General features: G+C 67.2%; 12 protein-coding genes and 1 pseudogene. 2 read left to right on the top strand and 11 right to left on the bottom strand.

Annotated features, from left to right (window positions below):
- Positions 1-65 precede the first annotated feature (65 nt).
- Positions 66-1,241, bottom strand: a pseudogene (locus ACMDW7_RS00525) (sodium/glutamate symporter).
- A 17-nt stretch (positions 1,242-1,258) separates the two neighbouring features.
- Positions 1,259-2,335, bottom strand: coding sequence for an N-formylglutamate amidohydrolase (locus ACMDW7_RS00520; RefSeq protein WP_377304888.1), 1,077 nt, complete (start codon positions 2,333-2,335; stop codon positions 1,259-1,261).
- A 197-nt stretch (positions 2,336-2,532) separates the two neighbouring features.
- Here ACMDW7_RS00520 and ACMDW7_RS00515 point away from each other — a divergent pair, with 197 nt between their 5' ends.
- On the top strand, positions 2,533-4,092 hold the full coding sequence (locus ACMDW7_RS00515; protein WP_377304886.1) for a tryptophan halogenase family protein: 1,560 nt from the start codon (positions 2,533-2,535) through the stop codon (positions 4,090-4,092).
- A 385-nt stretch (positions 4,093-4,477) separates the two neighbouring features.
- Positions 4,478-5,752 carry a cation:proton antiporter gene (locus ACMDW7_RS00510; RefSeq protein WP_377304884.1) on the top strand — a complete coding sequence of 425 codons (1,275 nt, stop codon included), beginning with the start codon at positions 4,478-4,480 and terminating at the stop codon, positions 5,750-5,752.
- A 115-nt stretch (positions 5,753-5,867) separates the two neighbouring features.
- On the opposite strand, the gene ACMDW7_RS00505 is transcribed toward ACMDW7_RS00510, so the two are convergent.
- From ACMDW7_RS00505 to ACMDW7_RS00465, 9 genes are all read right to left on the bottom strand, one after another.
- Complete coding sequence (locus tag ACMDW7_RS00505) at positions 5,868-6,425, bottom strand: hypothetical protein (protein ID WP_377304882.1); 558 nt, start codon at positions 6,423-6,425, stop codon at positions 5,868-5,870.
- Positions 6,426-6,465: 40 nt separating this feature from the next.
- Positions 6,466-7,347, bottom strand: coding sequence for a hypothetical protein (locus ACMDW7_RS00500; RefSeq protein WP_377304880.1), 882 nt, complete (start codon positions 7,345-7,347; stop codon positions 6,466-6,468).
- Between the two features lie 123 nt (positions 7,348-7,470).
- Positions 7,471-8,055, bottom strand: a complete 585-nt coding sequence (gene metW / locus ACMDW7_RS00495; protein ID WP_377304878.1) for a methionine biosynthesis protein MetW — start codon at positions 8,053-8,055, stop codon at positions 7,471-7,473.
- Positions 8,056-8,185: 130 nt separating this feature from the next.
- Complete coding sequence (metX, locus tag ACMDW7_RS00490) at positions 8,186-9,301, bottom strand: homoserine O-succinyltransferase MetX (RefSeq protein ID WP_377304876.1); 1,116 nt, start codon at positions 9,299-9,301, stop codon at positions 8,186-8,188.
- A gap of 157 nt (positions 9,302-9,458) precedes the next feature.
- On the bottom strand, positions 9,459-9,824 hold the full coding sequence (locus ACMDW7_RS00485; protein ID WP_377304874.1) for a 6-carboxytetrahydropterin synthase: 366 nt from the start codon (positions 9,822-9,824) through the stop codon (positions 9,459-9,461).
- Positions 9,825-9,936: 112 nt separating this feature from the next.
- Positions 9,937-10,599 carry a 7-carboxy-7-deazaguanine synthase gene (gene queE / locus ACMDW7_RS00480; RefSeq protein WP_377304872.1) on the bottom strand — a complete coding sequence of 221 codons (663 nt, stop codon included), beginning with the start codon at positions 10,597-10,599 and terminating at the stop codon, positions 9,937-9,939.
- A complete protein-coding gene (ptsP, locus tag ACMDW7_RS00475) occupies positions 10,596-12,296 on the bottom strand; it encodes a phosphoenolpyruvate--protein phosphotransferase (RefSeq protein WP_377304870.1) in 1,701 nt (566 codons plus the stop codon). Before ptsP ends, queE begins: the two co-directional genes overlap by 4 nt.
- A 362-nt stretch (positions 12,297-12,658) precedes the next feature.
- Positions 12,659-12,928: an HPr family phosphocarrier protein gene (locus tag ACMDW7_RS00470; RefSeq protein WP_377304868.1), complete on the bottom strand. Its 270-nt coding sequence runs from the start codon at positions 12,926-12,928 to the stop codon at positions 12,659-12,661.
- Positions 12,897-13,349 carry a PTS sugar transporter subunit IIA gene (locus tag ACMDW7_RS00465; protein ID WP_377304866.1) on the bottom strand — a complete coding sequence of 151 codons (453 nt, stop codon included), beginning with the start codon at positions 13,347-13,349 and terminating at the stop codon, positions 12,897-12,899. The genes ACMDW7_RS00470 and ACMDW7_RS00465 overlap by 32 nt, the downstream gene beginning before the upstream one ends.
- Positions 13,350-13,359 lie beyond the last annotated feature (10 nt).

The following is a 13,359-nucleotide window of genomic DNA, read 5'->3' as shown; positions in this document are numbered from 1 at the left end:
GCGGGGCGGTGAAAGGCTGCACGAGTGTAGGGCGCTGCACGTTGAAACCCGGCGCTGCGCCGTGCTCAGCGCAGCGCACTCAGAAAACCGGTGATCAGGCTGGCGTTCACCAGATCGATGAAGCAGGCACCCACCAGCGGAATGATGATGAAGGCGCGCGGCGCCGGCCCGTAGCGTTCAGTCAACGCGTTCATGGTGGCCAGGGCGTTGGCTGTGGTGCCCAGCATCAGGCCCACGAAGCCGCCGGCCAGCACCGCGCCCTCTTAGTTGCGCCCGCCGAAGCGGAACACCACGGTTAGCGCCAGACCCATGACCAGCAGGGTCTGCACCAGCAGATTGGCCAGCAGGGGCAGGGCGGCCCCGGCCACGCGCATCAGGTCCAGGCTGGCAATCGTCAGCGCGAGAAACAAGCCCAGGCACATGCTGCCTATGGCATCCATCCAGCCGGGCTCCAGGGTGCGCGGTGCAAGGTTGTCCATCAGATTGCGCAGCAACACCCCCACCACCAATGCACCGATGTAGCCTGGCAGGGTGAAGCCCAGCGCCGCGATGCCCTGGCTCACATACGCCCCGAGCCAGACAATCAGGATCAGCGCCACGCTGTGGCGCGTGGCGTCGCCGCCCAGGCTGCCGGTGGGCGACTCCGGCGCGGCGGTCCGTGTGTCCGCGTCGGTGGTCGCGGCCGAGCCGCGCAGGCCGTGGCGGCGGATCAGCCAACGCGCAGCCGGCGGTGAGAGCACGCCGCCCAGCACGGCACCGCAGACCGCGGCGATCAGGCCGGCCTCGGCAGCGTTGACCACCCCCGCGGCCTCGAAGCTCTGCCCGAAGGCCAGCGCCGTGCCCGGCCCGCCCGCCAGGGCCACCGAGCCTGTCAGCACACCAAACAGCGGATGCTGCCCGGTCGCCCAGGCCACCAGCAGCCCGGCGCTGTTCTGCACCAGGATCACGCCGCTGCACAGCGCAAGAAACATCAGCACCGCGCGGCCCGAGGAACGCAGCAGCGCCCAGGAGCCGCCGTAGCCGATGCTGGCAAAGAACAGGTTCATCAGCGGCGCCTGCAGCGTGAGGTCGATGCGCACCTGCGCCAGGCCCGTGCGCTGGACGATCAGGATCGCCACTGCCGCGACCAGCCCGCCCACAACGGCCGCGGGCAGGTTCAACTCGCCCAGCGGCCGCACGAGGTGGTTCAGCACGTAGCCCAGCAGCAGCACCGCCGCGGCAAAGGCCACCGCCTCGACCACCCCGATCTGCAGCACGCTCACCAAGCGCTCCACTGCTGCCGGGCGCGCTTCATGGCGACTGCGAACTGCTCGACATGCGCGGTGTCGGTCGGTGGCCAATCGGTGCCCGGTGCCTGCAGATGCGCGGTGGCCGCCGGGCCGAGGAGGGCTTCGCGCAGCAGTTCGAGCTGCCACACGCCCCAGTTGCGCCGCGCATGGCCCTGCAGGCGCCGACCGAGGCGGCGCGTTTCCTCCGCACCCTTGTAGGGCCGGTTCAATGTCACCGCTTCGGCCTGCACGCCGAAGGCTTCGCGCAGCGCGGCTGCCACGCGCCGCAGCGCGACCGCCGGCAGCGTGACGGGCGTGTCGCCTTCGGCCTCGCCGTCCGGGTTACCGCGGTTGCCGATGTTGGCCAACGCCGGCAGGCAGTCCGCCGGCGCGCGCGCCTGGACGATGGCGCCGTCCGCACGGCAGGTGGTGTTCATGGTGTCGTGCAGGGAGATGACGTGCAGCGGCGCGGCATCGCCCGCTGGCCGCTGCGCCAGGATCTCGTCGAGCAGCTGGTCCACCTGCGCCGCGTAGGAGCGCGGGCCGCATAGGGCACAGGCGTTCAGCGCCGCCAGCAGCCGGGCCCAGCCGCTGTCGTCGTCGGGCGCACGCAGCACGGGCGCTCCGGCAAAGCTGACCGGGCGCACGGCGTCCACGCCACCGAGCTTGGGCAGGCTGCCGGCCGGGGTGGCCGCGATGCGTGCAAAGGCCTCGCGCAGGCCGGGCTCGATGTCCGCCGGTGCCGCACGGTTGGGGTCCAGCACCAGACGCGACATCGGGTTCTCGATGTAGAGCACCGCTTCATCTCTGGCGCACCAGGCGCGTGCGAGCGCGGCGGTGCTGACGTCCGAAAAGTCGAATTGCTGGCGCGCCGTGAGTTGCGGCGCAATGAACTCGCGCAGTTCCTCGGGGATGGCGGCACTGGCGTGGGCGCCCAGCAGCAGCACCTGCACACCGGGCAGCGCCTCGGCCAGGCTGCGGCCCTGCGCCTTTCCCGCCCAGAACACATGCTGCTGCGGATCGAATGCGGTGCCCGCGGGCAACCAGCGCTGGAGGGGGGTGGTCATGGGCGTCTCCCGCAGGGGCCGGGGTACACGCACCGGCGCGGCCAGCCTAGCAGCGGGATGCAGAAGTCACAATCCGCGGCCTCTGGCCGCGCCCACTGCGCGTTCCCACCAAGCGCGCCGAACGCGGGCATGTAGTAGAACTACATTTTTGGGTTCGGCGCGCAGACGCCGACCCGCATGACCGAGGAGACGCTGCCATGCAGCACAAGCAGGAACGCACGCCGCCCCAGGCCCCCCTGAAGCGCGTTGTGATCGTGGGCGGCGGCACCGCCGGCTGGATGTGCGCCGCCGCGCTGGCCCGTCTGGCGCCTGTCGGCACACAGATCACACTGGTGGAAAGCGACGAGATCGGCACCGTGGGCGTGGGCGAAGCCACCATCCCGATGATCCGCCTGTTCAACGAAACCCTGGGCATCGACGAGGACGAGTTCGTCAAAGCCACGCAGGGCAGCTTCAAGCTGGGCATCGAGTTCGTGAACTGGCGCCAACTGGGCCACCGCTACATCCATGCCTTTGGGGTGATGGGCCGCGGTCTGGGGCTGATCTCCTTTCACCATTACTGGCTCAAGCACGCGCTCAAGCACGGCTTCACGGACACGGCCGCGTTTTTCCCCAGCGGCGCGGCGGCCTATGCCAACAAGTTCGTGCGCGGCGGGCCGGCGGAGTCGCCTTTGTCCGGCCTGAACTACGCCTTCCATTTCGATGCCGGCCTGTACGCGCGCTTTCTGCGCGGCTATGCCGAGCAGCGCGGTGTGGTCAGGCACGAAGGCAAGATCGCCCGCGTGGAGCAGGCGGCCAACGGCGACATTGCCGCCGTGCACCTGGAAAGCGGCACACGCATCGACGGCGAGTTGTTCATCGACTGCTCGGGCTTTCGCGGTCTCCTGATCGAGCAGACCCTGAAGACCGGCTACGAGGACTGGACCCACTGGCTGCCCTGCGACCGCGCCGTGGCTGTGCCCTGCGCGAGTGCGGCCCCGCTCACGCCCTATACGCGCAGCACCGCGCGCACGGCGGGCTGGCAGTGGCGCATTCCGCTGCAGCACCGCACGGGCAACGGCCACGTGTACTGCAGCCAGTTCATGAGCGAGGACGAAGCCACGGCCATCCTGCTCAACAATCTGGATGGCGAGCAGCTGGCCGAACCGCGGCCGCTGAAGTTCGTGACCGGCAAGCGCAACAAGTTCTGGAACCGCAACGTGGTGGCCCTGGGTCTGGCCTCCGGCTTCATGGAGCCGCTGGAAAGCACCAGCATCCACTTGATCCAGAGCGGCATCTCGCGCCTGCTGGCCTTCTGGCCCGCGGCTGGCTTGAACGAGAAGGAAGTCGATGAGTTCAACCGCCAGAGCGCCTGGGAGTTCGAGCGCATCCGCGACTTTTTGATCCTGCATTACCACGCCGTGGAGCGCACGGACTCGCCCTTCTGGCAGCGCTGCCGGAGCATGGAGATTCCGCCCGGCCTGCGCAGCCGCATGGAGCTCTTCCGCCAGCACGGCCGCTTCTTCCGTGAAGGCGACGAGCTCTTTACCGAGGCCGGCTGGGTGCAGGTCCTGCTCGGCCAGGGCATCGAACCCGCGGGCTACCACCCCCTGGCCGACCAGCTGAGCGACCAACAGCTTGAGGAATTCATCAGCAGCACCCGCACCGACATCGCCCGCGCCGTGGCCCCGCTGCCGCGGCACGAGGAGTTTCTCGCCCGCTTCTGCCCGGCGCCGAAGGTCGAGCTCAAGAGCATGATGCCGAGCGTGGCGGCATGATCGGGCGGCGCCGCACGAGCCGGCATTTGACTAACCAGACGCCGCACCCGCAGGTGTTCCGTGCGCGCTGGCGATCATTCAGCCATGCCGAGCTTCGCGATTATCTCCGGCTGGTTCTGATGATTGAATTCCAATCGCACCCCGCGTACCGAAGCAGAAATTCGAGATGGCAAGGGCCACGCGCCACCGCGCGGATTCGTTCTCGCTGGCTACGCCTCAAGGTGGCCCGCAAGTACGCCGCTGAGGGTGGTCAAGTGAGCTGGGTCATGCTCAAGCCTCAGCTACCCGGGCCGCGCGACTGGCCCGGGGTTGCGGCGCTCGTCCCGATCCCGGGCGGCTTCCCGCTGCCCGTGACCCGATTCAATGAGCGATACCTCCTTAACCCATGACTCCCTTTGAACTTTCCGTAATGTTCTTCCTGCAGATGGCCTTCATCCTGGCCGTCTGTCGGGTCTGCGGCATCATCTTCAAGCGCCTGCTGGGCCAGCCGCAGGTGGTGTGCGAGATGATCGCCGGCGTGCTGATGGGCCCGTCGCTCATGGGCTGGATGTTCCCGGAGTTCAGCGCCTGGCTGTTTCCAGCCGAGAGCAAGCCGATCCTATTTGCGGTGTGCCAGGTGGCGCTCGTGCTCTACATGTTCCTGGTGGGCGTGGAGTTCGATCTGGACCTGCTCAAGACGCGCAAGAAGAGTGCGGCCTCGGTGTCGATTGCCGGCATTGCCCTGCCCTTTGTGTTGGGCATGGGCTTCGCCTACTTCATCGCCCACGACAACCGCCTGTTTGCCGAGCGCACGACCGACCTGCAGGCCATGCTCTTCCTCGGCGCGGCCATGTCGATCACGGCCTTTCCGATGCTGGCGCGCATCATCCTGGAGCAGGGCCTGGCCAAGACCTCGCTGGGCACGCTGGTGCTGGCGGCGGGCTCCATTGATGACGCCATTGCCTGGTGCGTGCTGGCCTTTGTGCTGGCGAGCTTCAAGAGCGAATGGACGATCGCGCTGTTTGCACTGGGTGGCGGGCTGGCCTTCGTGGGGGTGTGCTTCTACGTGCTGCGGCCGCTGCTGCGCCACCTGGGCGAGCAGACCGAGCGCACCGGCCGCATCTCGGAAAGTTCGCTGGCCATCGTGCTGATGCTGCTGATGCTGGCCGCCTGGTTCACCGACGTGATCCAGCTCTACGCCGTCTTCGGCGCCTTCGTGCTCGGCGTGGTCATGCCGCGCGGCAAGTTTGCGCAGGAGCTGCACCGGATCATCTTCCCCATCACCACCGTGCTGCTGCTGCCCACCTTCTTCACGTACTCGGGCCTGAACACGAAGATCGGCCTGGTGAACACGCCCGAACTCTGGATGCTCGCTGGCATCGCCCTGCTGGTGGCTTGCGTGGGCAAGGGCTTTGGCTGCTACGCCGCCGCGCGCCTGAACGGTGAGCCGCACCGCGAGGCCTTGGCCATCGGCACGCTCATGAATGCACGCGGCCTGATGGAGCTCATCATCCTGAACATCGGCCTGCAGAAGGGCATCATCCAGCCCACGCTCTTCACGATCATGGCCATGATGGCGATCATCACCACCCTCATGGCCACGCCCCTGTTCGAGCGCATCTATGGCACGCCGGCTTCGCGCGCGGCGAGTGGCGGATTGCCGCCGCCGCTGCGAAACTGATTCAACAACCCGGCGTCTCAAGTGCTTTCCGCGCTCTGGGCGCGGTTCTTCAGGCCGTTTGGTCTGAAGAACCGCACCAGAAGCGCGGATTGTGTTTCGCCGGGTGGTTGTGTGCCTATACGCGATCCACCGCGATGTAGAACCCGAAAGCTACAAGAAGGAACCCGATCCCCGTGAAGAAGGCATGGCCCATGCCGTACTTCTTTCCGACGAGATACATCGTCGCAAGGCAAGAGAACATCGCAATCGAGAACACCGCCTTCTCAAACGATGTAAAGAACGAAGCAAACAGAAAAGTCGCTGCCCATCCAACTCCGTACAACACGATCGCCAGCAGATCCAAAGTATGGCGCGCGGCATCTCGGAAGCGGATGACCCGAGCAACGATCGGCCAAAGCAGTCCGCCAAGCAGCATGAACAGGCCAATGAAGTAAAGCCATGCCCCTCGCCACGGGACATCTTCAAGCTCGCTGTTGGCGTTAGGCACACTCACCCACCCGTGGCCTATAGAGGTACTCACAGCGTCAAACAGCGCCCAGACGCAAGCAACAAGCGCAATTCCTCTGGTGAGATGCCAGCTCCACTGGTTCGTGCGTGCTTGCGCGATCAGGCCGAACGCGAGAAACCAAGGTGAGAAGAACAACAGATCCTGAACAACGGAAAACTCGCTCACTTGGGATAGCTGGAAGGTGGTAGGCCTTCCAGCTTATCGCTCAACGCCACCAGCGCGGCGGCGGGTCCGGGGTGTAGCGCGCCTGCTCCGGGAAGGGGTTGGGCTGCGCGGCCGGGTTGGGCCACCAAGGGCGGGGGATCACGCCTTGGGAGAGCAGGTTTTCGCGGCTGTCGTAGAAGATCGTGATGACCTCGGCCGGGCGGCGGCTGGCGCGCTCGAACGTGGTGCGCCCGGCGTAGGAGTACTCGCTGGCGCCGTGGCCGGTGCCCAGGCGTTCCTGCCGCTGCGGTGCCGCGGCGCCGAAGCCCTTGTTCATCGCGGAGGCCTCCGGGCTGCGGGCGGCGTCGGCGCTAGGGGAGGCCGACGCGGGGGCGGACTCCGCCGCAGCACCGGGCTTGGCCGCACCACCGCGGCCTTCAAACCAGGGCGCGGGCGCGGTGTTCACCGGCGGCTCCCAGCGCGGGGCCTGCTCGCGAAACAGCGCCACACCGATCACGCCCACGTTGTCCGGCCGGCCGGTGCGCGCGGCATAGCTGTCGGGCAGGGCGGTGAACACGAACTGCGCGATGCGCGAGTCGCTCTTGCGCCAGCCCAGAATCTGCGACTGCTGATAGGGCGAGAACACATAGCCGTCCTGATCGGGCGCGGCGGTGTCACCGGTGATGACGTTCACGCCATCGACCGACATCACGGCCAATACACGCTCGCCGCGCTGGTTGCGCAGGGAGATGGCGTAGCGGCTGCCCGGCGTGCCTTCGACATACCAGCGGCCGCGGTGCTGATACACGGGCAGCTGCCGGCCGGTGTCGCGGTCAATGATGTCCACGTCCGCCAGGCGCCCCACGGCGTGGGCCGGTGCGGCACTGAAGGCACCGGCCAGCGCGGCGGCGGCAAGGGTCAAGCTGAGCGGGATGTTCTTCATGGTCTTGCTCCTGAGCAGCCCTTGGAGGCGGGCTGTTAAGGCTTCAACGGAGCAGGACCGGGCGCGGGGTTAAACGAGATGTGCCAGATGTAACCGAACGCTGCGGCGCGATCGATCGAACATTCAGCGCCGTCTGAACCGGAACACCGCCAGCTCGCCGCGCAGATTCGGCAGCAGGCTCACGGGCTGGCCGTGATGCAGGGCCAGCCGATCTTCCACATCGAGCCCGAACTTGGCGGCGAGGTCGGCGAAGTCATTGAGCGTGGCGCAGCGGATGTTGGGCGTGTCGTACCACTGGTAGGGCAGGGTCTCGCTGACAGGCATGCGGCCGCAGATGAGCTGCCAGCGGTGCGGCCAGTAGCCGAAGTTGGGGAAGGACAGGATGGCCTCGCGGCCGACGCGTGCGATCTCGGCCAGCATGGGTTCGACGCGCTGCATCTGCTGCAGGGTCTCGAGCTGCAGCACGACGTCGAAGGCGTTGTCCTCGAAGAGGCTCAGGCCGGCTTCAAGGTCCTGCTGGATCACGTCCACGCCGCGCGAAAGCGTGCCGAGCACGGCCGCATCATCGCCATCCACACCGAGTACGGTGCAGCCCTTGTGGTCGCGCAGCCAGGCGAGCAGCTCGCCGTCGCCGCAGCCCAGGTCCAGCACGCGGCTGCCCTGGGGCACCCATTGGGTCACGTAGAGCTGATCGGGGCGCAGGCTCATGCCGCAGCCTCCATGCCCGGACGTGAAAGGCAAGAATGGCTCTGGGAGCCGCTCTTCAGACCAAAATGGCTGGAAACCCGCTCCAGACAAGCGGAAAGGCCTTTGAGTGTTCGAGCGCTGCGCTGCATGCCTACACCTCGATCCGCTCGAAGTAGGCCCGCACGGCGGCGTGATAGCGCGCGTCATCGAGCAGGAAGGCGTCGTGCCCGTGCGGGGCGTCGATCTCGCAGTAGCTCACGCGGTGGCGGTTGGCCACCAAGGCCTTCACGATCTCCCGGCTGCGCTCCGGCGAGAAGCGCCAGTCGGTGGTGAAGCTGGTCAGGAAGAACTGCGCGCGGGCGGGCGCGAGGGCTTTGGCCAGATCACCGCCGTGGTCCCGCGCGGGGTCGAAGTAGTCCAGCGCCTTGGTGATGAGCAGGTAGGTGTTGGCGTCGAAGTAGCTGCTGAACTTGTCGCCCTGGTAGCGCAGGTAGCTCTCGACTTCGAAGTCGGTGCCGAAGTCGAAGCGCGGCGCGTCGCCCTTGAGCTGGCGGCCGAACTTCTCGGCCATGTCATCGCCACTCAGGTAGGTGATGTGGCCGATCATGCGCGCCACGCGCAGGCCACGCTTGGGCACCACACCGTGGGCGTAGTAGTCGCCGCCATGAAAGTCCGGGTCGGTCAGGATGGCCTGGCGCGCCACGTCATTGAAGGCGATGTTCTGCGCCGAGAGCTTGGGTGTGGAGGCGACCACCACGCAGTGGCCCACACGCTCCGGATACTGGATGGCCCAGGACAGCGCCTGCATGCCGCCCAGACTGCCGCCCATGACGGCCGCAAAGCGATCGATGCCGAAGTGGTCGGCCAGGCGCGCTTGGGCCTGCACCCAGTCCTCCACGGTCACCACCGGGAAGTCGCGCCCCCAGGGGCGGCCGGTGGCGGGGTTGATGCTGGCCGGGCCGGTGGAGCCGAAGCAGCTGCCGAGGTTGTTGACGCCGATGACGAAGAAGCGGTTCGTATCCACCGGCTTGCCCGGCCCGACCATGTTGTCCCACCAGCCGATGTTCTTGGGGTCGTCGGCATAGTGGCCGGCCACGTGGTGCGAAGCGTTGAGCGCATGGCACACCAGCACGGCATTGCTCTTGGCGGCGTTCAGGGTGCCGTAGGTCTCCACGCGCAGGTGGTAGGGGCCAAAGCTCGCGCCCGAGCGCAGGCGCAGCGGATCGCCAAAGCCGATGTCGGTGAACTGAACGACGCCCTGATCCACGATCTGTCTATTCCGGCCGCGCAAACAAAAACCCCGCAGGACTCGCAAAGAGGGCCGGCGGGGTTCCGATTCCTCTTTAGCCGTATTTGTTGTGCTCTTTCGAACACTGCGCCCGCAAGCAGGAATGCAAATCGGCGCGTGAGGTGGATTGTATGCGCTAGTCCTGGGTGAGGGTGCAGCTGTCGCCCACGCCCTCGCGCCACACCCGCACGCGCGAGAGCCGCACGCCTTGATCGGCAAATCGCGCGGCGATGAAGCTGCACAGGTTCTCCAGAGTGGGCACGCCCAGGCCGGGGATGTCATCCAGAAAGTGGTGGTCCAGCTGCTCACGCACGGCGGCAAGGTGCTGGCGAATCAGCCCGAGGTCCATGACCATGCCTGTCGTCGCATCGGGCGTGCCGCGCACGGCCACCTCGGCAAAGTAGGTGTGGCCGTGCACACGGCGGCTGCCTTCGGCCTCGATCTCGCGGCGCAGGGTGTGGGCAGCTTCGAAGTTGAAGCGCTGGGAAATTTCGTGGGGCATGAATGATGACGGCGCCTGCGCGCCATGACTTTGGCTGCACGTTCAAGGACGGGATGACTGGGCGTGTGCTGCCAAGGCTCGCAGTGTAGGCGTGCGCAGCAGCGCCGAGTGCTCAGCGGATGCCGGTGATCTTGTGGGTCTGCAGCGAGAGCCGCCAGGCGGGGCGGGCCATGCAGGTCTCGATGCAGGTCTGGGTGTTGCGGCGCTGGGCGGTGAGGTCGATCACGCCGTGCTGCGCGCGGCCGTCCATGGGCTGCAGGAAGCGGTGCTGAAATTCCGCGGCCTCGGCCTCATCGAGCGAGATGCCGGTCTGCGGCCAGATGAGCTTGAGCTCGTGGCCGCTGCGTTGCACCCACTCCGCCCCGGCCTTGGGGCTGACGCAGATCCAGTCCAGCCCGGGCGGCGCGGCCAGGGTGCCATTGGTTTCCACGGCGATCTCGAAGCCCTGGGCATGCAGGGCGTCGATCAGCGGCGCGTCGATCTGCAGCAGCGGCTCGCCGCCGGTGCAGACCACGAAGCGGCGGCCGGAGGACGCCGCAGGCCAGTGCGCAGCCACCGCGGCAGCCAGCTGCTCGGCCGTCTCGAACTTGCCGCCGCCCGTGCCATCGGTGCCGACGAAATCCGTGTCGCAGAATTTGCAGGTGGCGTTCTCGCGGTCGGCCTCGCGGCCGCTCCAGAGGTTGCAGCCGGCAAAGCGGCAGAACACGGCCGCGCGGCCGGCTTGCGCACCTTCGCCCTGCAGGGTGTAGAAGATTTCCTTGACGCTGTAGCTCATGCGTGCGGTGTGTTGGCCATGGGCTGGGCCAACGGGGCAGCTGCCGCCGAGCCGCGGATGATGGACTTCACCGGCAGGATGCAGCCGGCGTGCATGGAGAAGCTGGTCAGCCCCATGGCGAGCAGACGCTCGGTGTATTTGGTGTCCCCTGCCATCTCGCCGCACACACTGACCGGTTTGCCCGCCGCCTTGCAGGTGCGGATGGTGTGTTCGATCAGGTGCAGCACGGCAGGATGCGCAGGGTCGTAGAGATGCGCCACCTCGGCATCGGCGCGGTCGATGGCCAGGGTGTACTGGATGAGGTCATTGGTGCCGATCGAGCAGAAGTCCAGCTTGGGCAGCAGGCGGTCCAGGATGAGCGCCGCGGCAGGGATCTCGATCATCGCGCCCACGGGCACATTGGCCGCGCACTTTTCGCCGCGGGCCTTGAGTTCCTTCTTCGCACGCTCGATGGCGGCGCGGGCCTGATCGACCTCATGCTCATGCGCGACCATGGGGATCAGGATCTTCACCGGGCCGAGCGCCGAGGCACGCAGGATGGCGCGCAGCTGGGTGCGGAACATCTCCGGGTTGGCCAGGCAGTAGCGGATGGCGCGCAGGCCCAGCGCCGGGTTGGGCGCCACCACGGCCTGCAGGTCCACCTCCTCGGCCAGGGTCTTGTCGGCGCCGATGTCCAAGGTGCGAATCACCACCGGCTTGCCGGCCATGGCCAGCACCACGCGGGCATAGGCAGAGAACTGCTCGTCCTCATCAGGCAGCTGCTTGCGGCCCATGAAGAGGAATTCGGTGCGGAACAGGCCGATGCCGTCGGCGTTCATCTCCACGGCGCCATCCACGTCCTCCGGCACTTCGATGTTGGCGGCCAGTTCGATGGCTTCGCCCGCAGGCGTGACGGCCGGCACATGGCGCAGACTGCCCAGTGCGGCGCGGGTGGCGTGCTCCTCGGCGGCCTTGCGCGCAAAGCGCTCGCGCGTGGCGGCGTCCGGGTTGACGTAGATCCGGCCGTCGTGGCCGTCGACGATGATGAAGTCGTCCTGATGGATCAGCGTTGTCGCATCACTGGCCGCCACCACGGCGGGCAGCTGCAGGCTGCGCGCGACGATGGCGGTGTGCGAGGTCACGCCGCCCAGGTCCGTCACGAAGCCGGCAAAGCGCGTTTCCTTGAACTGCAGCATGTCGGCCGGCGCAATGTCATGCGCGACGATCACGATGTCCTCGCCGAGCTCGTCGGCGGGCCGTGCGCTCTGGCCCGCCGCGCTGTCCTGCGTCATGTGCTTGAGGATGCGCTCGCCGACCTGGCGCACGTCGTAGCTGCGCTCGCGCAGGTACGCGTCGTCCATGTCCTCGAAGGTCTTGGCCAGGGCCTCGACCTGCGTGGACAGGGCCCAGGCGGCGTTGTAGCGGCGCTCAGTGATCAGGCTGCGCGGCGCCACGGTGAGCATTGGGTCCGCCAGCATGAGCTCATGCACCTCGATGAAGGCGCCCAGCTCGGTGGGGGCGTCGTGCTCCAGGTTCTGGCGCACCTCGGCCAGCTCGGTGCGCGCCAGCTCCACGGCGGCGTCAAAGCGCGAGAGCTCCGCGTCCAGCTGCTCGGGCTCGATGAAGTGGTGCGACACCTCCACGGCCAGCGCCGCCAGCACATGCGCCCGCCCGATGGCGATACCGCCCGAAGCCGGAATGCCCGAAAGCGTCTTCATTGCGCACCCGCCTCCCAGAAAGCGCCGGCATGAGATGCACCGGCGCGAAAAACTATCCAAACTGCCCAGGATCCGCCTGCCACTAGCGGAAAGCCGGAAATCTCGTTTTCAACAATCCATTGAAAATCGGCCGCTTTCCAGCCCGTTTTTCAATCAAATGCTGAAAGTAAGCCAACCAAGCCCGCCGAGCCCCCACGCCATCGCCAGTCTCCCCCCGCCCGGCGGGGGGACGGAAGGGGGGTGCCCACAAACACCCCGCAGGGGAGGGCGACGCCGTCGACCTCCACCCGAGAGGCGAGGGGACGGGAGGGGGGTGCCCACCTGCTTCCCTCGGAGAGGGTGAGTGAAGGCCCGCAGGGCCTTCACTCACCCTCTCCAAACTTGTCATTGATCAGCGCCGTCAGTGCCGCCATCGCCTCGGCCTCGTCCGGGCCGTCGATCTCGAGCGTGACGGTGCTGCCCATGCCGGCGGCCAGCATCATCACGCCCATGATGGACTTGGCATTGACCTTGCGCCCGTTGCGCGAGATCTGCACGTCGCTCTCGAAGCGGCCGGCGGTCTGCGAGAGCTTGGCGCTGGCCCGCGCGTGCAGGCCCAACTTATTGCTGATGTTGATGTCTTGCCTGAGCATCGGGAATCGGTCGGAACATCTGGTTCTGCGGCGCGTGGCTGGCAATGCGCACCACGCCTTGCGCCGCGCTGGAAATGAGCTGCTCAGCCAGCTGGGGCAGCGACTGCGTGCGGTAGTTGATGGCGCGGATCAGGAGCGGCAGGGACACGCCGCTGATGACCTCCACGCGCCCGGGCTGCGACAGGCGGCTCGCACAGTTGCAAGGGCTCGCGCCATAGAGGTCCGACAGGACGAGCACGCCGTCGCCGTCGTCCATCGCGTCGATGCGCACGCAGGCCCGGGCCTGGATGTCGGCCAGACTCTCGTCGGCAATCACGTCGATCGCCTCGCAGCGCGGCACTGCGCCGCCGAACACGTGCGCCACTGCTTCCAGCAAGGCCGCACCCACCGGAGCGTGTGTGATGAGCAGAAATGAAACCATGTCAGGGGGG

The organism is Piscinibacterium candidicorallinum (assembly GCF_047549485.1).
Lineage (GTDB): Bacteria > Pseudomonadota > Gammaproteobacteria > Burkholderiales > Burkholderiaceae_C > Piscinibacterium > Piscinibacterium candidicorallinum.
Note: the sequence above shows the minus strand (reverse complement) of the source record. Positions and strands in the feature narration are given on the sequence as shown.

Excerpts from the sequence above, each read along its gene's own strand:
- queE (WP_377304872.1), bottom strand. The coding sequence starts at position 10,599 with ATGAGCTACAGCGTCAAGGAAATCTTCTACACCCTGCAGGGCGAAGGT.
- ACMDW7_RS00485 (WP_377304874.1), bottom strand. The coding sequence starts at position 9,824 with ATGCCCCACGAAATTTCCCAGCGCTTCAACTTCGAAGCTGCCCACACC.
- ACMDW7_RS00470 (WP_377304868.1), bottom strand. The coding sequence starts at position 12,928 with ATGCTCAGGCAAGACATCAACATCAGCAATAAGTTGGGCCTGCACGCG.
- ptsP (WP_377304870.1), bottom strand. The coding sequence starts at position 12,296 with ATGAAGACGCTTTCGGGCATTCCGGCTTCGGGCGGTATCGCCATCGGG.
- ACMDW7_RS00515 (WP_377304886.1), top strand. The coding sequence starts at position 2,533 with ATGCAGCACAAGCAGGAACGCACGCCGCCCCAGGCCCCCCTGAAGCGC.
- ACMDW7_RS00500 (WP_377304880.1), bottom strand. The coding sequence starts at position 7,347 with ATGAAGAACATCCCGCTCAGCTTGACCCTTGCCGCCGCCGCGCTGGCC.
- ACMDW7_RS00520 (WP_377304888.1), bottom strand. The coding sequence starts at position 2,335 with ATGACCACCCCCCTCCAGCGCTGGTTGCCCGCGGGCACCGCATTCGAT.
- ACMDW7_RS00510 (WP_377304884.1), top strand. The coding sequence starts at position 4,478 with ATGACTCCCTTTGAACTTTCCGTAATGTTCTTCCTGCAGATGGCCTTC.
- metW (WP_377304878.1), bottom strand. The coding sequence starts at position 8,055 with ATGAGCCTGCGCCCCGATCAGCTCTACGTGACCCAATGGGTGCCCCAG.
- ACMDW7_RS00465 (WP_377304866.1), bottom strand. The coding sequence starts at position 13,349 with ATGGTTTCATTTCTGCTCATCACACACGCTCCGGTGGGTGCGGCCTTG.